Genomic DNA, 22,679 nt, shown 5'->3' with positions numbered 1-22,679 from the left:
GGGTCAGGACGCGCCCGCGGAGGCCTGCCCGTTGTTGACATTGACCAGCCACGCGATGCCGAACCGGTCCGTGCACATGCCGAAAATGTCGCCCCAGGGGGCGCGCTCCATGGGGACCGTGACCGAGCCGCCGTCCGCGCAGAGTTTCTCGTAGTAGCCGCGCAGTTCCACTTCGTCGTCGCCGCTGAGCGAGATGGAAATTGCTGACCCCGGCGTGTGTTCCATGCTGTTGGGCGTGTCAGCGCCCATCAGCACCATGCCCTGGGTGGTGGTCAGCATGCTGTGCATCACCTTGTCCGCCTCGGCCGGGTCCTCGCTGGCCTGGAAATCCGCAAAGGTACTCACCGTCAGCTCTCCGCCGAACACGGACTGGTAAAACGTCATCGCCTCCCGCGCGTTGTCGCGAAAGCCGAGGTAAGGGTTCAGTGTGGTGGGCATGCGGATCTCCTTGATCTGGAAACGGGTGCTGCACTGATGGAACCAGACAACATCCTGCCCCATCATGCACGCGGTGGGTAGGGGCGGGCTGCGCTTCAGGGGGCGGGAGACGTAGGCTCTGTCCATGGCCAGATACTTTGACGTTCACCCCCAGGACCCGCAGCCTCGCGCCATCGCGCAGGCCGTCCAGATAGTGCGCGACGGCGGACTGATCGCCTACCCCACGGATTCCTGCTATGCGCTGGGCGCACAAATGGGCAACAAGGATGCGCTGGACCGCATCCGGGCCATCCGGCAACTGGATGACAAGCACCACTTCACACTTGTGTGCCGGGATTTCGCACAGCTGGGCCAGTTCGTCAACATCGGCAACGACGTGTTCCGCAGCATCAAGTCCGTCACCCCGGGCAGCTACACCTTCATCCTGCCGGCCACCCGCGAAGTGCCCAAGCGGCTGCTGCATCCGAAGAAGAAGACGGTGGGCGTCCGGATTCCTGACAACCGGGTGGTGCAGACGCTGCTGGCCGAACTGGGCGAACCGCTGCTCTCCAGCACCCTGCTGCTGCCGGACGAGGAGGATCCACTGACGCAGGGCTGGGAAATCAAGGAACGCCTGGACCACGTGGTGGACGCCGTCATCGACGCCGGCGACTGCGGAGCCGAACCCACCACGGTGGTGGACTTCTCCAGCGGTGTGGCAGATGTGGTGCGCCGTGGCACGGGAGATCCGTCCAGGTTCGAGTGAGGTCCTGCTAGTCCTGCTTCCTGGCCCGGCTGGGCTGGACCCGGGGCGGCTCCCCGGGCATCTTGGGATAGTCCGGCGGGAAAGGCAGTTCGCCCAGCCCGCTGCTGCTGTCGCGTTCCCACCATTCGAGCAGCGTGTCGATCCTGCCCGGTTTATCGCCGAAGCCGGCCCAGGGGTCCCCCACGGTCCTTAGCCGCCCGGGGACGGTCTGCACCGTGAAATCGCGGGGGTCCGCGTCCGGCAGTTCCTCCCACGTAATTGGGCAGGACACCGGAGCGTGCGGCAGGGCACGGGGACTGTAGGCGCCGGCAATGGTGCGGTCACGGTTCGCCTGGTTGTAGTCCAGGAACACCTTGGTGCCGCGTTCTTCCTTCCACCAGGCCGTGGTGACCTTCTCCGGCATCCGCCGCTCCACTTCGCGGGCAGCGGCGATGACGGCGTGCCGGACGTCCAGGAACTCCCGGTCGGGCCGGATGGGCGCGTAGACGTGCAGGCCGCGGTTCCCTGAGGTCTTGATGAAAGCGGTGAGCCCGGCCTCCGCCAGGACATCCTTCAGGACCAGGGCTGCGGGGACTGCCTCTTCGAATCCGGTGCCGGGCTGGGGATCGAGGTCGATCCGCAGCTGGTCCGGATTGTCCGTGTTGTCGGCGCGGGACGGCCACGGATGGAACACGATGGTGTTCATCTGGACAGCCCAGACCGCGGCGGCCGGTTCGTCCATGACCAGCTGCGGATGCGACCGGCCGCTGGGGTACACCACCTTGACCGACCGGATGAACTCCGGTGCACCCTTGGGCGGGTTCTTGGAAAAGAACTGCTCGCCGTCCACATTGTCGGAGAACCGCTGCAGCGAGACCGGCCGGCCGCCGTTGGCCGCGATGAAGGCTTCGCCGACGTCACTTACGTACCGGGCCAGGTCAAGCTTGGTGATGCCAAGCTCCGGCCAGAGGACCCGGGCCGGGCTTGAAATGCGTACCTCGCGCTCCCCATTGGGGCCCGGAACGGTGATGGTGGTCTGTTCGCTCGCCATGGGGACAACGTACACCCCGCCCCGTCCGGCATGATGGACGCATGCCCCTGACCGAACTGCACATCCCGCTGCCGGCGGGCGAGGCAACAGTGTCCGTTGCCTACGAGCGCCCCGCGGCGCCGACGGCCACCCTCGTTGTGGCCCACGGTGCCGGAGCCGGCATGGACCATCCTTTCCTGGCCGGATTCACGGCAGGGCTCAACGATCTGGGCCTGGCAACCCTGCGGTTCAACTTTCCGTACCGCGAAGCAGGGCGGCGCTTCCCGGACCGCCCGCCCGCAGCCGTTGCAACCTGGCGTGCGGTGATGGCCGCGGCGGCGAAGGAGGCAGAGCAGCATGGCGACACCGGACCGGTGTGGGCAGCAGGCAAATCCTTCGGCGGGCGGATGGCCTCCATGGCGGTGGCCGAAGGGATGCCCGCCGCGGGGCTGGTGTATCTGGGTTACCCGCTGCACGCCCCCGGCAAGCCCGGGAAGCTGCGGGACGAACACCTGTACGGGCTCACGCTGCCCATGCTCTTCCTCCAGGGCACCCGGGATACCTTTGCCACCCCGCAGATCCTCGAGGACGTTGTCTCACGGATCGGGACCAGCGCCGTCCTGCAGTGGATCGACGGCGGCGACCACTCCTTTGCGGCAGCCGGCCGGAAACGGCCGGCCGAAGAAATTGGCGCGTCCCTGGCTGCGCCGGTGGCGGAGTTCATCGCCCGTCCAGCCTGAGCCGGGCGCACCGTGCCAGGGGTCAGGCTGCGCCGTCGTACCACCAGCCTTCCCAGGCGGCCGAGGTGATCCGCCCTTCGGCAGAGCCGGCCTGTCCACTGCCGGCCGGCTGATCGTCCTGCCCTGCCCCGGCGTCCGTCAGGAAGTTGCTGCTGTTCAAGAGAAACATTCCGTTGTCCTTCCATGTTGGGTCCGGACGGCAACGTCCGGGTGCCAACGAGCGTAACGGGGGCATGTTTCAACGCATCGATTGCAGGTTTCGGCTGTGTATCGAAGATTTCACCCCGCCCTGGCCGGCGGGACAGGAGGCACCCGTGGGCGGGGAGGAGGACCAGGCTATCTCCGCCGGTTTGTCCGGGCCGTTGCGGGCGCGGACCACGGATCCTCGGGCCACGGATGCCGCGGATAGCGCCCCCGCATCTCGGCGCGGACCTGGGCGTAGGGGCCGGACCAGAACGACGGCAGGTCGTCGGTGACCGCCAGCGGCCGCCGCGCGGGCGACAGGAGATGGAACAGGACAGGCACCTTCCCTCCCGCGACCCTCGGCGTCTCCGCCAGGCCAAAGCATTCCTGCAGCTTGACGGCCACCACGGGACGGGCGTCCAGGTCCCCCGCCTCGGGGTAGTCCACGCGGATCCGTGAGCCGCTGGGGACGGTGAGCCACTCGGGGGCGAGCTGGTCCAACGCGGCGGCCTCAGGCCACGGCAGCAGCCGGCGGAGCGCGTCAGTCAGGTCAACGGATCCGAAAGCCGCACCGCCGCCCAGTGCTTCGAGTTCCGGCCCCAGCCAGGCATCGGGATCCGCCAGCAGGGCCTCGTCCGAGACGTCCGGCCACGGCTTCCCCAGTTCGCGGCGCAGCAAGGCGAGCCGGCGGCGAAGGGCCGCTGCCGCCGTCGACCATTCCAGTGACCCCAGGCCGTCCCGCATCAGCAGCCGGGCCACTGCGGCACGCCCCTGCTCCGGCGAGGGGCGGACCGGCGTGGACGCCAGCACGATGGCGCCAAGGCGCCTGATTCGGCGGGCGGCAACCTTGCCCTGGACCACTTCCGCTTCCACCTCTTCGGACAACAGATGCGCAGCGCAGGACTCGGCGGCATCCGCACCGAGGGGTGCCGCCGCGCGGATCACGGCGCCTGTACCCGCCGCGTCCCGTCCCTCTGCCCGGGCTACCTCTGCAACGGCCAGCCACTCGTGCCCGGCAAGGCTGCTGCCGGCCGGCAGCCCCGCGCGCGTGCCGGAGGACAGCAGGTACCGTTCGGGCCCGTCGCCCGGCGCCCGGCGCGCGACGCGGTCCGGGTAGGCAAGCGCGACGACGGCACCCACCAGGGCGGCGGTGTCACCGGAGGCTCCGGTCCCCCGACGCTCCCCCGCCCGCCGCGCCACTTCGCGGAGGCGGCGCGCTTCATCTGCCCACCTGCGGCCTTCTGGTCCGTTGTCGGAACGAAGCCGGCTCAGCAGCCTGACCAGGTCGGCCCCGGGCGCCCTGTGGTCCCCGGCCACGACAGCAACAACCTCCGCTGCCAGGGCACCTGCCACGGGCGTGCCATCCAAGAGGGCACGGGCGAGTCTGGGGTCGGCAGGGATGCCGGCCAGGAGCCTGCCGTGGGCGGTGGCATGCCCGCCGGCGTCCACGGCGCCGAGTTCCCGGAGCAGCTCCATGGCCTCGTCCATCGCGGGTCCCGGCGGCGGATCCGGCAGCGCGAGTCCGTCACCGCGCGGGGAGCCCCAGCATGCCAGCACGAGGGCGGCCCCCGCCAGGTCCGCAGTCGCGATTTCGGGCGTGACGTGGGCGGGAGCCGCGCCGAACGCCTGGTCGCTGTAGCAGCGCACCACGGTGCCCGGACCCTGCCGCGCCGCACGGCCGGCCCGTTGCACTGCGGATGCCTGCGAGCAGGAGACGGTCACCAGCCCGCTCATGCCGCGGGCCGCATCCCGGCGGGGCTCGCGGGTGAGGCCGGAGTCCACCACCAGCCGGACTCCGGGGACGGTCAGCGAGGATTCCGCCAGGTCCGTGGACACGATGATCCGGGGCCGGCCGCCGGGCGTCCGGCCGGAAACCGCCCGGTCCTGTTCTGCGGCGCCCGCCTGCCCGTGGAGTTCCAGGATGTCCGTGGTGCCGCCCGTTCTTCCGCGGAGCGCCGAGGCCACGTGTGCCACCTCCCGCGCGCCGGGCAGGAAGACCAGCGCGTCGGTGCTGCCGTCGGCCGCCAGCGCCTGCGCGTGGGCGTCCGCGGCGGTGGCGGCCAGGTGGTCCAGGAACGCGCGCGCCACGCCGCGGCCGTCCAGCCGTGGACCGGGTGCAGGACGCCAGCGGGTTTCCAGGTGGTGCAGGACGGAAGGGCAGCCGACGACTGGGACCGGGGCGCCGCCGTCGTGCCCTGCCAGGAGCGCGGCGAACCGGCCGGCGTCCAGGGTGGCGGACATGGCGACGACGGCGAGGTCGCCGCGGAGGGCGCGGACCTCGGCCACCATGCCGATCAGGAGATCAGTGTCCAGGCCGCGTTCGTGGACTTCATCCAGGACCACGGCACCTACGCCGTCCAGGCCGGGATCCGCCAGGAGCCGGCGAAGCAGGATGCCGGGGGTGATGAACTCGACCCGGGTTTGGTGACCTGCATTGCGCTCGCCGCGCACCGCGTAGCCGACTCGGCTGCCGAGGGTACTGCCGTCCAGGGCGGCGAGCCGCCGGGCCGCCGACCGTGCTGCCACGCGCCGCGGTTGGGTGACCACCACCCGCGTGTCCGGCGACAGGTTAGCCAGGAGCGGCGGGATCAGGGTGGTCTTTCCGGTCCCGGGCGGGGCCTGGACCACAGCGGCGGCACCGGTTCCGTCCCCCTCTCCCGCCGCCAGCGCGGAAGCCAGCGCAGGCAGGGAACCGGCGAAGGCGAGTCCCGAGCCGATGGTGTCGAGGTCAAAGGGAGCCGCGCCCCTGGCTGGGCTGTCCTGGCGCACGGGAGTCATCCGTCCATTCTGCCTGCCCGGGACGCAGTCAGGGCTTTCCGGCGCCCTTCGCCTTGCCCTTGGGTTCCTGGGCATCGGCAGGGGGCCCCGGCTTGGCTGCCGGGTTCGGTGCCGGTTCCTGCACCACTACCGGCTGTTCAGGAACCGGAGCCGGTGCCGGGGGTGCTGTGGCGGGCGTCGGAGCGGGGGTGGGAGACACGGCTGCGACGGCGGCCTTGGCGGCGGCAGCTCCGGCGTCGGCCTCCCGCATCAGGTCCGCCCGAACAGCCTCAAGCGCCGCGTCGATGCCCTTGAAGCGGGCATCCGAAATGAGCCCTGAACTGGCGGCCTCGTCAAGGTCGCGCTCGAGCGCAGCCAGGGCGTCCAGGGCGCCGTCTATCCGGTTCTCGGCGGCTGCCTGGGTGAGGGCAAGGACGCGGATCTGAAGCCCGCGAAGAGCCGTATCGTTCGGTTCAGCGTTGCGCAGCGCCGGAATGGCTGCCATGGCGATGGCGGCCGCTGCGAGAAGGGCGAGAAAGGCGAGGGCGGCCTGCCGGCCGCCCGGCGCCAACACCCGGCCGGCAGGCCGTGGCACAACTGCAGGAGCGCTGTCCTGGTCCATGGGCGTCCCCCTGCGTCCGTAAGTTTCCCCGTGCCGGCCACTCAGCCACCACGGTATTGATCAGCAAGCTTACTACCTATTGCTCCAACCGCGACAGGGCTGCAATCAGGCGCCCCGCCGAACCGCCCAGGTTCCATTCTCCAGCAAGGCGTTCAAGTTCCCGCAGGCGGTCCGCCGGAAGGGGCTTGAGTGCCGCGCCGGCGTCCTCCAGGCCGGGCAGTGGCACGTCCCGGGCCAGCCGGACGACGGCGGGTGCCGCCTTCAGGTACCCGGCCGCGGCAGCCAGCCGGGCCCGCACGGGAGCCGCAACCGGACTTGCCGGCGCGGCGGCCGCTTCCAACAGCCGCTCGACCGTGCCGTAGCGAAGCAGCAGCGACGCCGCGGTTTTCTCGCCGATTCCGGCCACGCCGGGCAGCCCGTCCGAGGCGTCGCCGCGCAGGGTAGCGAAGTCGGCATACTGGCGGGGCAGCACCCGGTACTTTTCCACGACGGACAGCTCGGTCATGACCTCCAGGTTCTTCATGCCGCGCGCCGTGTAAAGGACGCGGACCTGCCGCTCGTCATCGCAAAGCTGAAACAGGTCGCGGTCCCCCGTGACCACGTCCACCGGCATTTCCGCGTGGCTGGCATAGGTGCCGGCGACGTCGTCCGCCTCGAACCCGGGCGCGCCCACAACGGCGATTCCTGCCGCGCCAAGCACGGTGCGGATCATGGGCAGCTGCTGTTCCAGCTGCGCCGGGACAATTTCAAGATCCGGCTCATTTGGCCGGGCCTGGGCCACCCGGTGGGCCTTGTAGGACGGGATCAGGTTGACGCGCCACTGCGGTCTCCAGTCGTCATCCCAGCACGCCACCAGGTGGTTTGGCCGGAAATCGGCCACCAGCCGGGCGATCATGTCGAGGAGGCCCCGGACGGCGTTCACGGGAGTTCCATCGGAGCGCCGCAGCGTGTCCGGCAGGCCATGGAAGGCACGGAAGTACAGTGACGCGGTGTCCAGAAGCATCAGGCGGTCAGGCATACCTGATCCTGCCACGGATCAGACTCGGAAAGAGCGCACCGTGAAGCCGGTTGCAGGAGCCGCAGCCCGCCTGGCAGCCTGGACACGCAGGTGCGGTCTTTGGTCCCTACCGGGAGCCCGTTCCGAAGGGAAGAATGGACTGCATGCCCATCAGGGCCGTGCACACGGTGTGCATGGACCGGCAGGAAGAACGGGAGCACCACGTGCACAGGCAGGATGCGGGACAGGCCGGACCGGCAGGACAGCAAGGGGGCATCCGGGTGTTCATCCTCGATGACCACGAGCTCGTCCGGCAGGGACTGAAGGACCTCCTCGAAGGGGAGGAATTCACTGTGATAGGCGAAAGCGGTTCCGCCGCCGAAGCCACGCGCCGCATCCCGGCCCTCCAGCCCGACATCGCGGTCCTTGACGGGCGCCTGCCGGACGGCACCGGCATCGAGGTCTGCCGCGATGTCCGGTCCCTGGATCCAAGTCTCCGCTGCCTGATCCTGACCAGTTACGACGACGAACAGGCCCTCCGCGGCGCGGTCCTGGCCGGTGCATCCGGCTACATCCTCAAACAGATCCGGAGCGACGCGCTCCTGGACGGCATCCGGCGGGCAGCCGCCGGCGAATCGCTCTTCGCCCCGGGCGTCGAGCAGCAGATTATCGACGGGCTCACCGAGGCTCCATCCGACCCACGGCTCGAGGCCCTCAGCGCCCAGGAAAAGAAGGTGCTGGCGCTCATCGGCCGCGGACTGACCAACCGCCAGATCGGCGAAGAGCTGTTCCTTGCCGAAAAAACCGTCAAGAACTATGTGTCCTCCATCCTGGCCAAGCTCGGCTTCGAGCGCCGCACCCAGGCGGCCGTTTACGTCACCAGGACCAGCGGATAGGGCAGGACCGGACCGCAGGTCAGCTGACGGGAGCGGACCAACGGATCCGCGTCCCGGCTCCGGGCGTGCTGTCGATGGTGCATGATCCCCCCAGCAGCGCCGCCCGGCTGCGCATGTTGGCCAGGCCGCTTTCGCCTTCCGGCGGGTCGAAGCCCTTTCCGTTATCTTCCACCACCAGGTCCACGCCGCCGCCGCCGGCGGTGAGCGAAACGGAGATTGCATCCGCCTCGGAGTGCCGCAGTGCGTTGCTGAGCCCTTCCGAGAGCACGGACAGAAGATGGCCGGCCACGTCCTCCGGCACTGAGCTGTCCACCGGACCGGCGAAGGCCACCTGGGGCCGGACGGCTTGCCCGCGCGAGCCCTCCTGGACAACGCGGAGGACGCGGCGGGTCAGGGGCTCCCGCTCCACCTCACCGGTGCGCAGCGAATAGATGGTGTCGCGGAGTTCCCGGATGGTGTCATCAAGTTCGCCGGTGACGGCGGCGATCCGTTCATGCGCCACCGGATCGGCGGTGTAGCGGCGCAGGCTCTGGATGCTCAGCCCGGCCGCAAACAGCCGCTGGATCACCAGGTCGTGAAGATCCCGGGCAATGCGTTCCCGGTCCGTGAACAGGAGGTTCTGCTCGCGGAGCGCATTCACATGAGCCAGGTCAAGGGCAACACCGATCCTGCTGCCGAAAAGGGAACTGGAGTCGATGTCCGCCTGGTTGAAGCTGGCGGCGCCTTTGGACCGGGCCAGGAGCAGCACCCCGTTGTTTGTTCCCCGGTGGCCCAGACCACAGACCAGCACGGGCCCCAGCTTTTCCGCGGCACCCTCGCCGAAAACCATGCGGGGATCCCGGACCAGCCGCGACTCCCCCGTCGCCATGACGGTTTCCACTACATCCGGGGATCCGATTTCCTGCCCGGACTGCATCCCCTGCTCGCCGAGCGCGGAGCGGCAGCGAAGTACGCCGTCGGACCCGGCGACGGCGATCACCGCAAGTGCCGAGGCTGAGACCTTCAGGGCCGCTTCCGCCACCTGGTCCAGCGTGCGTGCGTCTGCCGGGGCGCCGGCGGTGATCAGCCGGTTGCTGAGCTCCATGCCCGCTTCCAGCCACCGCTGCCGCCGGCCACTGTCTTCGAAGAGCCGGGCATTCTGGATGGCCACGCCGGCGGCAGCTGCGAGCGCCACGGCAAGGTCCTCGTCCTCGGGGCTGAAATCCTGCCCGCCGCTCTTCTCCGTGAGGTAGAGGTTGCCGAACACGGCGTCCCGTACCCGCACCGGGACACCCAGGAACGAATTCATGGGCGGGTGGTTGGCCGGGAAGCCCGAAGCCATGGGATGGGCCCCGAGGTCATGAAGCCGGAGGGGCCGGGGTTCGCGGATCAGATGGCCCAGGACACCGTGTCCTGTAGGGAAGTCCCCGATGGAACGGATACCGTCCTCGTCGATGCCGACGGTGATGAAGTGGCTGAGCTTCCGGTCCTCCCCGATCACGCCCAACGCACCGTACTTGGCGCCCACCAGCACACAGGCGGACTGGACCACGCGGTCCAGCACCGCCTCCAGGCTGAGGTCCTCGGCCAGCGAAACCACGGCGGCGAGCAGGCCGTTGATCCGTTCCTGGGAATCCAGGAGCTCATCTGCCCTGGCCACGAATTCGCGCAGGAGGTCTTCGGCCTTCCTGGTCATGGGAGAACTCCATGGCAGTTCGTTGCCCACACCTGACCTCCTGTTGCCGCCATCCAGCGGAGCCCGAACGATCCTCTCTGATGAGTCTAGGAGAGACGCAGCCGCCCGGCATACTGCCATGCGGGTCTTTGGGCCCTGTTTCCGGACAGCGCTCCCCCGTAGGCTCGCGGCATGAGCAATAAGAACTTGGTTCCCGAAGCGGAAATCCTGGACCCGGACGAGTGCTGGAAACTCTTGGCGGAAGCCAAGGTTGGCCGCCTGGCGGTGCTTGCCGATGGACATCCGGACGTCTTTCCCGTGAACTTCACAGTGGACGGCCGCACGCTCGTGTTCCGTACCGGCGCCGGCACCAAGCAGCAGGCCTTAACCGCGGACAGCGTGGTGGCACTGGAGGCGGACGCCCTCAGCGCCGAATTTGGGCTCGCGTGGAGCGTTGTGGTCAAGGGCAGGGCGGAAGACACCCTCTCCACCGGCGAGGAACTCAACCAGATCCGCCGCGGGCTGTTCCCCTGGCAGGGTGTGGGCCAGGAGCACTTGATCCGCATCACCCCCGATTCAATCACCGGACGGCGTTTCAACCTGACCGCCCCGATGGCCTGGCACACATCGCTCGATGACGTGACCCGGGCCGGATTCGAATAGGCCGCCATGGGTAGCGGACAGCCGTTCCAGCGCATCCTGGTGGGCGTGGACGGATCTGATGCCTCCCTTGAGGCCTTGCGGCAGGGCCACATGCTGGCTGCCGCCTTGCAGGCGGAGGTGGACGCCACCGCATACTGGGACTACCCGCAGGCGTACGCCGGCTACGTAGCCGTGGGCTTCGAAGAATTCGAGGAGGAGGCGCGGGCTGTCCTCCGGAAGGCGATGGCCGCTGCGTTTGACGGGGACACGCCGTCGAATGTTCATCCGCACCTGGTGCGTGGGCACCCGCGCGACGCATTGATCGAAGCGAGCCGCCACGCAGACCTGGTGGTAGTGGGCAAGCGGGGCCACGGCGGCTTTGGCGGCATGCTGCTGGGTTCGGTCACATCTGCCCTGGTGGCGCACGCCCACTGCCCGGTGCTGGTGGTCCATACCCCGGAAACAAACCCGCACGGGTAGGCCCGCATCTGCCGACGCCCTGAAGGCGGCTAAGGAGGACGCAGGGATGGAACCGGAGTTCTGCGGTTGAGCGACTTCAATGGCAACGAGGCGGCCCACCACGGCCTGCCGGCGCACGAAGTACTGCTGTTGCTGGAGACCGATGCCGAAAGCGGACTGGACCACGCAGCGGTCACCGCCCGGCGGGCCCGGTTCGGCGCCAACGTGCTGCCTCCGGTGGACGATGGCGGGCTGCTGCGGAAAATCCTCCGCCAGTTCAATAACCCGCTCATCTACGTCCTGCTGGCAGCAGCCGCGGTCACGATGGTCCTGGGCGAGTACCTGGATTCGGGCGTCATCCTGGCCGTGGTGCTCATCAATACCCTGGTGGGACTGGTCCAGGAGGTCCGGGCGGAAGCCGCCCTCGAGGCCCTGGCGTCCCTGGTCCACACGCCGGCCACCGTCATCCGGTCCGGGGACCGAATGGAAGTCCCCTCCGGGGACCTGGTACCCGGTGACCTGGTGCTGGTGGAGGCGGGCGACAAGATCCCGGCGGACCTGAGGCTGGTGCGGCTGGCGGGGCTGAAGGTGGACGAATCCGCCCTTACCGGGGAATCCGAACCCGTGGCCAAGGATCCTGTGACCCTGCCGCCCGGCACCCCGGTGGCTGACCGCCGGAATATGGCCTACAGCGGCACCCTGGTCACGGCCGGTACCGGCGCGGGCGTTGCCGTGGCCACCGGAGGGGAGACGGAGCTCGGCGAAATCCACCGGCTCATGGGTTCGGTGAAGTCCCTGGCCACGCCCCTGACCCAAAAACTCGCCCGGTTCAGCATGACCCTCACGGTCGCAATCCTGGCGCTCGCCGCCGTCGCGTTCATCGCCGGCGTGGCGCGGGGGCAGCCTGCCGCACTCACGTTCACGGCCGCCGTCGCGCTCGCCGTGGGCGCCATCCCGGAAGGCCTGCCGGCCGCAGTGACTGTAACCCTGGCCATCGGAGTACGGCGCATGGCCCGGCGCCGCGCCGTGGTGCGGCGCCTTCCCGTCGTTGAAACGCTGGGCAGCACCACGGTGATCTGCTCGGACAAGACCGGAACCTTCACCGAAAACCAGATGACAGTCCGGCGGCTGTGGACCCCGGCCGGAAGCTATGAGGTCACCGGCTCCGGCTACGGACCCGAGGGCGCGGTGTGTCCCGCCGCCGGGCCGGACGACGCTGCACAGCGTGGGGTGCGTGACGAGGCACTGCGCTGGTCCCTGCTGGCCGGTGCCGTATGCAACGATTCCGCCGTGGTGCGCGAGGATGGCGCCTGGGCTGCCAAGGGCGACCCCACGGAGGCCGCCATGCTCGTGGCCGCGGGCAAGGGCGGCGTGGACGGCCCGGCGTTCCTGGCGGAGGCACCGCGGACAGCGACGCTGGCATTCACCTCCGAGCGGCAGTACATGGCCACTGTCCACTGCGGAGCGCCGGACGGCGGAGCCACCGTCCTGGCCAAGGGCTCACTGGAAAGGATCCTGGACTTATGCGGCAGCCAGCTGGACGCAGGCGGCCGGCAGGTAGCCCTCCAGCGCACGGAGGTCCTTGCCGAGGCCCACCGGCTCGCCGGGACCGGACTAAGGGTCCTGGCTACCGCGGCGGCGCTGCTGCCGGACGGCCCACCCGGCCCGCTGACGGATGGACATCTTCGGGGGCGGCTGTCCCTGACCGGGCTGCAGGCCATGCACGACCCGCCGCGCCAGGCGGCCGCCACTGCAGTGGCCGCCTGCCACCAGGCCGGCATCGCGGTGAAGATGATTACCGGCGACCATCTGCGCACGGCGGTGTCCGTCGCCGCAGCCGTAGGCCTGACAGCCTCCCGCGACGACGGCACCGCCCTCACCGGCGCCGACATCGAGTCGCTGTCCCCCGCAGCGCTCCCTGCAGCGGTTGAAAAGGCCAGCGTGTTCGCCCGCGTCTCGCCGGAGCAAAAGCTACGGCTGATCGGGGCGCTGCAGGGGCGCGGCCATGTGGCCGCCATGACGGGCGACGGCGTCAATGACGCTCCCGCGCTCCGGCAGGCCGACGTGGGAATCGCCATGGGACGATCCGGGACGGAGGTGGCGAAGGAGGCGGCCGACATCGTCCTGACCGATGACGACTTCGCCACCATCGAAGCGGCGGTGGAAGAGGGGCGCAACGTCTTCGACAACCTCACCAAGTTCATCATCTGGACGCTGCCCACGAACATGGGCGAAGGCCTGGTGATCCTGGCAGCGATCCTCCTGGGCTCCACCCTGCCGATCCTGCCCACACAGATTCTGTGGATTAACATGACCACCGCCGTGGCCCTGGGCCTGATGCTCGCTTTCGAGCCGAAGGAACCCGGGCTGATGTCCAGGCCGCCGCGGAACCCGGCCAGGCCGCTCCTGACATGGGCGCTGACCCTCCGCGTCCTGCTGGTCTCTGCCTTGCTGGTGGGCGGCACCTGGTGGATCTTCGGGCTGGAGGTGGCCGCCGGGGCTTCCGTGGCCGAGGCCCGGACTGCCGCCGTCAACCTCTTCGTCGCGGTTGAGTTGTTCTACCTGTTCAGCTGCCGTTCCTTCACCCGGTCCGCCTGGCGCATCGGTTTCTTCAGCAACCGCTGGATCGTCCTGGGCGTCCTGGCCCAGGCCGCCGGGCAGGTCGCCATTACCTATTCGCCCGCGATGAACGGTCTCTTCCACACGGCGCCCATCAGCGCTGAGTCGTGGCTGCGGATCCTGGGCATTGCCGTGCTGGCGTCCGTAGTGGTCGGGGTGGAGAAGCTGCTCCGGCGCAACCGCTTTTAGCAGGCATTTGGCTTCGCCCCCTGCCCGCAGGTTCCCCCGGACGCCTGCGGATCCGCGGGACCTTTGCCCCTGCCCGGCCGCCCCCCTGACGGCAATAGTGGAAGTACACACGGCGGGCAGCGGGCCCGTCCCCGATGGGCGGAGGTCCCGAAATGATGTACGGCTGGAGCGGCGATATGGGCATATGGGGCTATGTCATGATGACCATCAGCATGCTCATCTTCTGGGGTGCGATCATCGCCGGCGTTGTCCTGCTGGCACGCTCACTGCGCTCGCCGGGCCACCAGAACTACCAGGCCCCGCCGTCACGCAGCGCCGAGGACCTGCTGGCGGAACGCTTCGCGCGCGGCGAGATCGACGAGTCCGAGTACCACACCCGGCTGGCGGTGCTGCGCGGCCGGTAGCTGTGCCCAGGCAATAGGTTGGTTGCGCCTGCTGGTGGGCGGTGTGCCTCCGGGGCGGCGGCACTCCCGCCCGGCGCGGGATGGCAATAAGAGGGGCTTCAGATAGTGCTTGTTGTCCGGCCCGGCCGGGGCTACGATATGCGCGGGGGTTGACTGTTCCTCGCCACGGATTTCACTCAGAGCGGTCCGCGGGACCCGGCCACAGGCCGGGCCGGCGCCTATGCGCGCCATAACGTGCAGGCGCACCTGTTGCGTTTGCGCCCGGACCCCGTCCCCGGCCGATCCACATCCCTGATGCCGATTCGCTCCGCGGCACCCGCTTCCTGGCGCACCGTACACACTTGCACCTATTGCGCTGGCTGGGCAGTATCCGCCGGACACTGGGGGTCCGATGAAAAGCTCCTCCCGGACTCTGGAAGTGAACCATGCAAACAAAAATTCGGGCACAGATCGGCGTGGCCGTGGCTGTCCTCGCACTTGCCCTCAGCGGCGCCCCCGCCTCCCAGGCGAACCTGGCCGGGAGCGGCTTCGACACCGGTGATGGAAACCTCGTGGTCAATGACGAGGCCATGGACTGGGCCAACGCCGGCATTGACTGTTCCACCACCACCGGCGGCTGTGGCATCGACCTGCCCACCGGGCAGGGCGACAATTCGTTCGGCAACGGCACGAAAGAGGACGATCCGGTACCCACCGTGGTGAACGGTTCCATCCCCAACAATAAGAGCGACCTGCTCCGGTTCTACACCAAGATGACCCAGGAAAACTCAAAGGATTTCCTGTACCTTGCCTGGGAGCGCGTCCAGGAACCCAACGGCACCACCAACATGGACTTCGAGTTCAACCAGTCGAAGGTGACATCGGGCAACGGCGTCACCCCTGTCCGGACGGCCGGTGACATCCTGGTCAAGTACGACCTCTCCCAGGGCGGCGTCAATCCCGACCTCGGCTATCACGAGTGGATCACCGCGGGGGACCCCCGCACGGACTGCGAGGCTTCGAACACCCTCCCCTGCTGGGGCACGGTGAATGCGCTGGGCGGATACTTTGAGGGATCCATCAACACGGTCGAGGTGGTGGACCCGATCGCTCCGAACGAACCGCGGACCTTGAGCGTGCGCACGTTCGGTGAAGCTGCCATCAACCTGACGGATTCAGGCATCATTCCCGCCAACACGTGCCTCCCGTTCGCGTCCGCGTACCTGAAGAGCCGTTCCTCCGATTCGTTCACGTCTGCGGTCAAGGACTTCATCGCCCCCATCAGCGCCGGGGCGTCCCGCTGCGGAACCATCAACGTCACCAAGGTGGATGACGACAGTCCCGTCTCCGCACTCCAGGGAGCAGTCTTCACGCTCTTCAAGGACGCCGCGCCTGTAGGGACAGCGATGGGTGCCGAAGACACGGCGGTGACTCCGGCCACCACCTGCACCACCAGCGCCGCGGGCACCTGCTCCTTCACCAATGTCCCCATCGGCAATTACTGGGTAGTGGAAACCACCACGCCTGCGGGCCATGACACGGCCGCACCCCAGCAGGCTGTGGTCGGGGCCGGCGGGACGGTTGCGCTGACCTTCGTCAACCCCCGGGACTTCAAGGTGATCGTGCTTGTCTGCAGCGAAGCCACGAACTCGCTCTATCCGAGCCAGGTCACACTGGACGGCAGCACACCGGCGAAGACCTCGCTGGGCGCTGCGCCGACCGGCATGACCGCAGCGCAGCTCTGCGGCCTGGGCGGGGCGGCGTTCGATGACCAGAGCCACGGCAGCCACACCGCCGGGGTGACCATCCCGCAGTAGGCGGGCAGGTTCCAGCAGCCCTGACACAGCGGAGCGTACGACGGCGGGACCTCCCGCCGTCGTACGCTTGCTTCTGCACTTTGCCCGCCTCTGCAGTGGCACTGAACCCTGCGAAACCGCCTCCGGGAGGAGCCCGCCATGACCGTCCCCGCGGACATCGAGACGCCCGAAATCCTCATCGACCGGGACGTGCTGGCCCGCAACATCGTCCGGATGGCGGAGGCGGTGGGCGGGAAGGGCCTGCAGCTTCGGCCGCACGCCAAGACCCATAAGATGCTCGAAATCGCCCGGCTGCAGCTGGGTGCGGGTGCCGTGGGCCTGACGGTGGCGACCCTGGGCGAAGCGGAAGTGTTCGCCGCGGACGGCGTGCAGGACATCTTCATCGCCTATCCCCTGTGGATCCGGCCGGCCCAGGCGGAGCGGCTGCGGCGGCTGGCGGCCTCAGCCAGGATCTCGGTAGGGGTCGACTCCGCCGAGGGGGCAGCGGCCATGGGCGCGGCGCTTGGCGATGCGGCCGGCTTGGTGGAGGTGATGCTGGAAATCGACAGCGGCCACCACCGCAGCGGCCTGCTGCCGGAGGGCGCCGTGTCCGCGGCCCGGGCAGCGGCGGCCGCCGGGCTCCGCGTGGCCGGAGTTTTCACGTTCCCCGGCCACAGCTATGCCCCGGGGATGGCTCCCGCCGCGGCGGAACAGGAAGCGTCCGCCCTCGCCCGCGCCGCCGCCCTGCTGGAGGCCGCCGGCTTCCGGATCTCCCGCCGCAGCGGCGGATCCACTCCCACTGCGATGCTGACCGGCCGCGCCGAGGCGACCGAAGTACGGCCCGGTGTCTACGTCTTTGGCGACGCCCAGCAGCTGGAACTGGGGCGCTGCACACCCGAGGACATCGCCCTGACCGTGGCCGCCACCGTCGTCAGCCGGCACGACGGCGGAGGGGCAGCGCCGCGCCGGATCATCCTGGACTCCGGCAGCAAGATCCTGGGCGGGGACCGTCCCGCCTGGGCCACGGGCTTCGGGCGGATCCTCGACTGCCCGGATGCCCGCATTACCGCGCTCTCAGAGCATCACGCAACGGTGCAGTGGCCGGCAGAAGTGGAGCTGCCTGCCCTGGGCGAAAGGCTCCGGGTGGTTCCCAACCATGTCTGCGTGGCCGTGAACCTGGTGGACGGGGTGGCCGTGGTCCGCGGCGGAACTGTGGTGGACCGCTGGCGGGTCGCCGCCCGGGGGCTCAACAGGTAGCGCCCGGGCGGGGCAGCCGTACGCCTTGTCCGGTCAGTACCCGCCCTTGATCACAAAGTATGAACCGCGGATCACTCCGGCGAGCCTGGACTTCTGCCGGGCGAACTTGAAACCGGCAGCGGCCAGCTCTTCAGGGACCTCCATGCCCTCGGAGAGCTTGAATCCCACTGCCCGCTTCCCGCCCTCAGTGATGCTGTACATGACGTTGATGGACAGCCCGGACTCATAGAACACGTAGTCCATCCGCAGGCCGTCCACTTCGAAGGTGCTGGCTTCCAGGGGCCGGGAGCTGATGGCGATGTCCCGCTCCTCCCTGAGGATCCGTGCCACCCGCTCCACCGTCCCGGGAACCTCGGCCGCGGGGCTGACGGCGAAGTCGTGGTTGTACTTGTTCTTGTAGTAGCGGGACTCGTTGGCGCGCAGCCCGGCGAGGGCGTCCGCCACCGGCGATGACTCCAGCCCGGTGGTGGAAACGTCCCTGAAGTCGACAACGTACGGCATGGGTCCTCCCGGATGGATGTGTCTGGACTAAACCATAGCGCGGCCGGGGGTGCTCTCGGAGGGAGGTACTTTCAGGCTGCCGTACCGTTCCATCCGGTGCCAGCGCAGGTGCACCCCCGCCAGGGCCGTGACCACGGACTGGATGACCACCAGGTACATGACCTGGCGGTAGACGAACTGCTGGAGCGGCAGCGTCCAGAGGGGCCGGAACGGCTCGTTGTCCAGCCGGAACGCGTAGGCGGCCATGAGCAGCTGGACACCCAGGAAGACGAGCCAAAGCACGGCAATCCTGGCCGGGTCGAGGAAGATCAGCCCGTAGAGCGCGAAGACATCCACCACAGGGGCGAACAGCGGCAGCAGGACCTGGAGGATCAGCAGGTAGCCCAGGCCGCGCCGGCCGAGCTTCCCGGCCGCGCCGCGCTGGAAGACGGCGCCGCGGTGCTTCCACATGGCCTGCAGCGTGCCGTAGCACCAGCGGTACCGCTGCTTCCAGAGCGCCCCGAGGCTGGCGGGCGCTTCCGTCCAGGCGCGGGCATCGTCCTGGTAGACAACGCGCCAGCCGTCGCGGCAGAGGGCCATGGTCAGGTCCGTGTCCTCGGCCAGGGTGTCGTCGCTGACGCCGCCGACGGCGAGCAGGGCGTCGCGGCGGAATGCCCCGATGGCGCCGGGAACAGTCGGCATGCACTCCGCAACGTCGAACAGCCTGCGGTCCAGGTTGAACCCGACCACATACTCGATGTGCTGCCAGGCGCCGAGGATTCCGCCCCGGTTGGCCACCTTCGTGTTGCCGGAGATGGCGCCCACTTCCGGTTCCGCGAAGGGCTGGATCAGTGCGCGGACGGTGTCCGGTTCGAACACGGTGTCGCCGTCCACCATCACCAGGATCCTGTGGCTGGCCGCGGCGATTCCGGCGTTCAGGGCGGAGGGTTTGCCGCCGTTTTCCTTCCGGATCACGGTGACGCCGGGCAGGGCCATGGCGTCCACGAGGTCGGCCGTCCCGTCCGTTGAGCCGTCGTCCACCACTATGATCTCCACCGGGTGGGTGGACGCGGCGATGGACCGCACCGCGGCCTCGATGCCGGCCGACTCGTTGTAGGCCGGCACGATGACCGTGACCGGTTCGGTGACCTCCCGCCGGACCACCACGTCCGTCCGGCGCCGGCCGCGGGCGGAGGCACGGAGGCGGCGGCCGGCCCGGTTGTGCCGCGCGGCGACGCCCACCACCAGGACAGCCCGGATGAAGGTCACTGCGCCGGCGGCCACCAGCCCCCAGGAGATCAGGGTGATGACGATGTCGCTGAGCCGGATCCCCCACCACAGTGCCGTGCCGCTGATCCGGTCCTCCGCGGAGGCCTCGCGCATGCTGGAGATGCCGACGGAGTCGCCCACGGAGGTGACCCGGAAACCCTGCGCGGCGAACTGCGCCAGGGATGAATCGAGGGCCGCGACGGTCTGGCTGCGGTCGCCGCCGCCGTCGTGCATCAACAGCACCTGGCCGCCCGGCCCGGATGGGGCGATGTTGCGTCCGATCGCGTCGGCGCCGGGACGCTGCCAGTCTTTGCTGTCCTTGGTGGAGAGCACCGTGAGGTAGCCCTGGTCCGCAGCGGCCCGGACCGCCTCCCAGGTGCCGTCCGAAACGGTCGCGTTGGCGGAACTGAACGGGGGCCGCAGCAGGGTGGCGGTGCGCCCGGTGATGGCGGCGATGGCCTGCTGGTCCGCCTGGATTTCGAGCTGCTGCCGCCACTCCGGTACGCTGCCGAGGTCGGCGTGGGTGAGCGTGTGGACGCCGATCTCGTGCCCTTCGGCGGCGATGCGCCGCAGCAGGTCGGGGTGCTCGATGGCCGCGGAACCGACCACGAAGAACGTGGCCTGGACGTCGTGTTTCCGCAGGACGTCCAATATCCGGGGCGTCCAGACCGGGTCAGGACCGTCGTCGAAGGTGAGCGCGAGGGTGCGGTCCGAAGGGCTGACAGTGCGCACCGCGCCGCCCCGGGCGTCGAGGACCGGACCGCCCTGGAGCACGTCCTTGGGTACGGAGGTGGCCGGCCCCGCTATGGGCGCGGCCGGGTGGCCGACGCCGGCGAGGTGGTGCATATAGCCCTGCACCGTGAGAGCCAGCGCCAGGCCGCCCATAACGGCCAGGAGGATGAACCAGTGGGCCCTGAGGGGGCGGGGAGCGCCGGGTTTGTTCCGTCGGCGGTACATCACCGGCGGGCCGGCTGCGTTGGCTTGGTTGCCTGCCCGGGAGCCGCCCCGCTCATTCCAGGATCGACCGGATCCGTTCCCTGCGCGGCAGCCGCCGCACCCGGCAAGGCGGGCGCAGGCTCTGCTTCGGCAAGCGTGGAGGGCGCCGGGGCGGGCGCGGCCGACGCCGGTGCCTCCCCTGCCGGGTCGGGCGCCGGGTCAGCCGGTGCAGCGACCGGTCCAGCCGGCAACGGGGCTCCCCCGGCGGTGGCTGCCGTCGACGGCGCCGGCTTGGGCGCGGAGGCCGGAGCATCGATGGCTGCTTGTCCGGCCGGCCGCGGCAGGTAGGGCGCGCCGACGTTGGGGCCGCCCGCCAGGGCAACCACCAGCAGGACCGCATATCCGGCCACGAGCGCCAGCGCAGCCAGGCCAAGAAGCCTGATCCGGCGCAGCCTGCGCCCGGAGGCGTCGACGAAGATCGGCCCGCCCGGGGCGGAAACCGGCATGTGGAGAGACTCTTCAGGAGCTGGCATCGAGCATCCATCTTAGGCGATCGACCCGCGCTCCCTTAAACCTGCTGTCCGCGTCAGGCTTCGAAAGCAGCCCTGAACGCAGCAAGCGCGGCGTCTCCGGCCGCCAGCCCCTGGCCTCCGGCGGCCCCGGCTTCGAGGCCGACAACGCCGTTGTATCCCGCCGCGCGCAAGGCGTCCGCCACGGCACGGTAGTTGATTTCACCGGTACCGGGTTCGAACCTGCCGGGCACGTCAGCCACCTGGATTTCCCCGACGAATGGCAGGGCGGTCCCCACCAGTTGTATCAGGTTCCCTTCGCCGATCTGCGCGTGATACAGGTCAAGCATCATCCTGACGTTGGGGTGGTTTACGGCCTCAACCAGTGCCATGGTGTCCTTGGCCCGGGCCAGCGGGATGCCAGGATGGTCCACGATGGTGTTCAGGTTTTCCAGCGCGAATGTCACCCCATGCCTGGCGCCCAGCTCAGCCAGGCGCTCCAGCGTCCGCAGGCCCGTGAGCCACATTCCGCCGGTGGATCGGTGGACGGGATTGACCGCCCTGCCGCCCTCCCCGAGTTCGGCCGGATGGACCACCATCCGCTCGACTCCCAGCTCAAGGGCCACCGGAATGAGTTTCTCCGCAGAGGCCACCACTTCGTCGGCGCTGGCGGAATCGGTGAGGCTGCCGCCGAAGTAGCCGCTCATGGAGGAGAAACGCGCGCCCGTGGCCGCGAGGGCGGCGATATCGCGTCCGCGGGTGTCCCAGAGTTCAACGTCGAAGCCTTGCTCGTGGATACGGTTGACGCGGTCGATCAGGGAAAGTTCGCCGTAGACCATCTCGGCGCATACCGCCAGGCGCATGCTCATGAGTCTCCTCCCGCCGGCTGCAGTTCCGGCTCCGCCGGGCGGAGTTCCGCCACGGAAGCGACATCCACCGGAAGCCCGGATTCAGCGGACCGGACGGCTGCCAGCGCCAGTGCCAGGGCATTGCGGGCATCAGTACCGCCGGGACGCGCAGGGGTGCCGGCTATGCCAAGGGAAGCGGGGCTGTCCAAGGCACCGCTGCCGTCGCGGCGTTCCCTGACCGCCTCGACGAAGTGGGCGACTTCGGCGGTGTAGGCGTCGTGAAAGAGGTCGACGTTGAGCCGGACCGTGTCCATGCCGATGCCGGCGGCGGTGTAGCTGGTGGCGCTGGACGCCTGGGGTCCGCCCGCCGTCACCATCCCGGCCGAGCCGAACACTTCACCGCGCACGTCATAGCCATAAAGGGCGTTGAAATTGGCTTCGGCCACGGCAATAGCCCCATTGCTGTAGGTGATGGTGACGACGGCCGTGTCCAGCAGCCCCGTGGCCTTGGCTGCGGGGGCCACCAGGGCGTCGGCGACAGCGTGCACGCGAACGGGAACCGTGCCGGGGTTAAGCCAGTTCAGCGTGTCGAAGTCGTGGATCAGTGTTTCCAGGAAAATCGTGCCCGGCGGAATCCGTTCAGGGTTGGCGATGCCCTGTGTGGTGCCGGGATCCCGGGTCAGTGACCGCAACAGCTGCGGCTTGCCCACCACACCGTCGTCGATCAATGCGCGGGCTGCGGCGAAATCCTTGGCATAGCGCCGGTTGAAGCCGAACTGGACCAGCACTCCGGACGTATCGGCGGCATCCAGGGCTGCGTCCAGTTCTTCGATGGTGCGCCCGCCGGGCTTCTCGCAGAACACATGCTTTCCGGCCCGGGCTGCCTCAGCGATAAGCCCGGCGTGGAACCGCGCGGGGGCGGCAACCAGGATGGCGTCCACCTCCGGGTCGGCGATGACGTCGGCAGGGTCAGTGCTGATTTTGGCCACCCCCAGCCGTCCGGCCAGCGCCTCGAGGGCAGGCAGCGCGGGATCGGCAATAGCTTCCAGGCGGGCGCCGGGAATGCGCCGGGCGACGGATTCGGCATGGAAGTTGCCGATCCAGCCGGCCCCGACCAGTCCGATCCGGACCGGCCTGTCGGCGCTGACAGGATGCTCAACATAGGGCATTGCGTACTCCTTGCAGAATTCTAGATCGTTCTAGTCAGCTCACTATGACATGCCTGAGCGGACGTGTCTAGATCGTTCTATA

At 69.0% G+C, this 22,679-nt stretch carries 21 protein-coding genes; 9 read left to right on the top strand and 12 right to left on the bottom strand.

Annotation, left to right across the window (positions count from 1 at the left end; genetic code table 11):
- Window positions 1–3 precede the first annotated feature (3 nt).
- Window positions 4–438: a VOC family protein gene (locus ACIQCN_RS04250; RefSeq protein ID WP_400609563.1), complete on the bottom strand. Its 435-nt coding sequence runs from the start codon at window positions 436–438 to the stop codon at window positions 4–6.
- A gap of 124 nt (window positions 439–562) precedes the next feature.
- Here ACIQCN_RS04250 and ACIQCN_RS04245 point away from each other — a divergent pair, with 124 nt between their 5' ends.
- Window positions 563–1,183: an L-threonylcarbamoyladenylate synthase gene (locus ACIQCN_RS04245; RefSeq protein ID WP_400609561.1), complete on the top strand. Its 621-nt coding sequence runs from the start codon at window positions 563–565 to the stop codon at window positions 1,181–1,183.
- A 7-nt stretch (window positions 1,184–1,190) separates the two neighbouring features.
- On the opposite strand, the gene ligD is transcribed toward ACIQCN_RS04245, so the two are convergent.
- Window positions 1,191–2,213: a non-homologous end-joining DNA ligase gene (gene ligD, locus ACIQCN_RS04240; RefSeq protein ID WP_400603963.1), complete on the bottom strand. Its 1,023-nt coding sequence runs from the start codon at window positions 2,211–2,213 to the stop codon at window positions 1,191–1,193.
- A gap of 41 nt (window positions 2,214–2,254) precedes the next feature.
- Between ligD and ACIQCN_RS04235 the strand changes: the two genes are divergently transcribed.
- Window positions 2,255–2,932, top strand: coding sequence for an alpha/beta family hydrolase (locus ACIQCN_RS04235; RefSeq protein ID WP_400603965.1), 678 nt, complete (start codon window positions 2,255–2,257; stop codon window positions 2,930–2,932).
- 22 nt (window positions 2,933–2,954) lie between these two features.
- Here ACIQCN_RS04235 and ACIQCN_RS04230 read toward each other — a convergent pair whose 3' ends face one another.
- The 4 genes from ACIQCN_RS04230 to ACIQCN_RS04215 all read right to left on the bottom strand — a co-directional run bounded on the left by ACIQCN_RS04230 (window position 2,955) and on the right by ACIQCN_RS04215 (window position 7,512).
- Entirely contained in the window at window positions 2,955–3,101 is a 147-nt protein-coding gene (locus ACIQCN_RS04230) for a hypothetical protein (RefSeq protein ID WP_400609559.1), read from the bottom strand.
- A 167-nt stretch (window positions 3,102–3,268) separates the two neighbouring features.
- Complete coding sequence (gene hrpB, locus ACIQCN_RS04225; RefSeq protein WP_400609557.1) at window positions 3,269–5,893, bottom strand: ATP-dependent helicase HrpB; 2,625 nt, start codon at window positions 5,891–5,893, stop codon at window positions 3,269–3,271.
- 28 nt (window positions 5,894–5,921) lie between these two features.
- Window positions 5,922–6,494 carry a hypothetical protein gene (locus ACIQCN_RS04220; protein ID WP_400609555.1) on the bottom strand — a complete coding sequence of 191 codons (573 nt, stop codon included), beginning with the start codon at window positions 6,492–6,494 and terminating at the stop codon, window positions 5,922–5,924.
- A 76-nt stretch (window positions 6,495–6,570) separates the two neighbouring features.
- Window positions 6,571–7,512, bottom strand: a complete 942-nt coding sequence (locus ACIQCN_RS04215; RefSeq protein WP_400609553.1) for a 5'-3' exonuclease H3TH domain-containing protein — start codon at window positions 7,510–7,512, stop codon at window positions 6,571–6,573.
- A gap of 260 nt (window positions 7,513–7,772) precedes the next feature.
- Between ACIQCN_RS04215 and ACIQCN_RS04210 the strand changes: the two genes are divergently transcribed.
- Window positions 7,773–8,387: a response regulator gene (locus tag ACIQCN_RS04210; protein WP_400604303.1), complete on the top strand. Its 615-nt coding sequence runs from the start codon at window positions 7,773–7,775 to the stop codon at window positions 8,385–8,387.
- A gap of 19 nt (window positions 8,388–8,406) precedes the next feature.
- On the opposite strand, the gene ACIQCN_RS04205 is transcribed toward ACIQCN_RS04210, so the two are convergent.
- The gene (locus tag ACIQCN_RS04205; protein ID WP_400609551.1) at window positions 8,407–10,062 is read right to left on the bottom strand and encodes a GAF domain-containing sensor histidine kinase; all 1,656 of its coding nucleotides are present in this window, start codon (window positions 10,060–10,062) and stop codon (window positions 8,407–8,409) included.
- Between the two features lie 171 nt (window positions 10,063–10,233).
- Here ACIQCN_RS04205 and ACIQCN_RS04200 point away from each other — a divergent pair, with 171 nt between their 5' ends.
- From ACIQCN_RS04200 to ACIQCN_RS04175, 6 genes are all read left to right on the top strand, one after another.
- Entirely contained in the window at window positions 10,234–10,704 is a 471-nt protein-coding gene (locus ACIQCN_RS04200; RefSeq protein ID WP_400603974.1) for a pyridoxamine 5'-phosphate oxidase family protein, read from the top strand.
- Between the two features lie 6 nt (window positions 10,705–10,710).
- Window positions 10,711–11,163: a universal stress protein gene (locus ACIQCN_RS04195; protein ID WP_400609549.1), complete on the top strand. Its 453-nt coding sequence runs from the start codon at window positions 10,711–10,713 to the stop codon at window positions 11,161–11,163.
- Window positions 11,164–11,229: 66 nt separating this feature from the next.
- Window positions 11,230–13,950, top strand: a complete 2,721-nt coding sequence (locus ACIQCN_RS04190) for an HAD-IC family P-type ATPase (protein ID WP_400609547.1) — start codon at window positions 11,230–11,232, stop codon at window positions 13,948–13,950.
- Window positions 13,951–14,102: 152 nt separating this feature from the next.
- Complete coding sequence (locus tag ACIQCN_RS04185) at window positions 14,103–14,354, top strand: SHOCT domain-containing protein (protein ID WP_400603980.1); 252 nt, start codon at window positions 14,103–14,105, stop codon at window positions 14,352–14,354.
- A gap of 425 nt (window positions 14,355–14,779) precedes the next feature.
- A complete protein-coding gene (locus ACIQCN_RS04180) occupies window positions 14,780–16,150 on the top strand; it encodes a prealbumin-like fold domain-containing protein (RefSeq protein WP_400603981.1) in 1,371 nt (456 codons plus the stop codon).
- A 138-nt stretch (window positions 16,151–16,288) separates the two neighbouring features.
- Window positions 16,289–17,386, top strand: a complete 1,098-nt coding sequence (locus ACIQCN_RS04175) for an alanine racemase (RefSeq protein WP_400609545.1) — start codon at window positions 16,289–16,291, stop codon at window positions 17,384–17,386.
- A gap of 33 nt (window positions 17,387–17,419) precedes the next feature.
- Here ACIQCN_RS04175 and ACIQCN_RS04170 read toward each other — a convergent pair whose 3' ends face one another.
- From ACIQCN_RS04170 to ACIQCN_RS04150, 5 genes are all read right to left on the bottom strand, one after another.
- Entirely contained in the window at window positions 17,420–17,887 is a 468-nt protein-coding gene (locus ACIQCN_RS04170) for a phage tail protein (protein WP_400603985.1), read from the bottom strand.
- A gap of 27 nt (window positions 17,888–17,914) precedes the next feature.
- Window positions 17,915–20,020 carry a bifunctional polysaccharide deacetylase/glycosyltransferase family 2 protein gene (locus ACIQCN_RS04165; RefSeq protein WP_400609543.1) on the bottom strand — a complete coding sequence of 702 codons (2,106 nt, stop codon included), beginning with the start codon at window positions 20,018–20,020 and terminating at the stop codon, window positions 17,915–17,917.
- Window positions 20,021–20,091: 71 nt separating this feature from the next.
- Entirely contained in the window at window positions 20,092–20,577 is a 486-nt protein-coding gene (locus ACIQCN_RS04160) for a hypothetical protein (protein WP_400609541.1), read from the bottom strand.
- An 80-nt stretch (window positions 20,578–20,657) separates the two neighbouring features.
- Window positions 20,658–21,449, bottom strand: coding sequence for a TIM barrel protein (locus tag ACIQCN_RS04155; protein ID WP_400603990.1), 792 nt, complete (start codon window positions 21,447–21,449; stop codon window positions 20,658–20,660).
- Complete coding sequence (locus ACIQCN_RS04150; RefSeq protein ID WP_400609539.1) at window positions 21,446–22,597, bottom strand: Gfo/Idh/MocA family oxidoreductase; 1,152 nt, start codon at window positions 22,595–22,597, stop codon at window positions 21,446–21,448. Before ACIQCN_RS04150 ends, ACIQCN_RS04155 begins: the two co-directional genes overlap by 4 nt.
- Window positions 22,598–22,679: the final 82 nt, after the last annotated feature.

Source organism: Pseudarthrobacter sp. NPDC092424 (genome assembly GCF_044754925.1).
Taxonomy (GTDB): Bacteria; Actinomycetota; Actinomycetes; order Actinomycetales; family Micrococcaceae; genus Arthrobacter.
The sequence above is the reverse complement of the archived record's forward strand: the minus strand, read 5'-3'. Positions and strand labels throughout refer to the sequence as shown.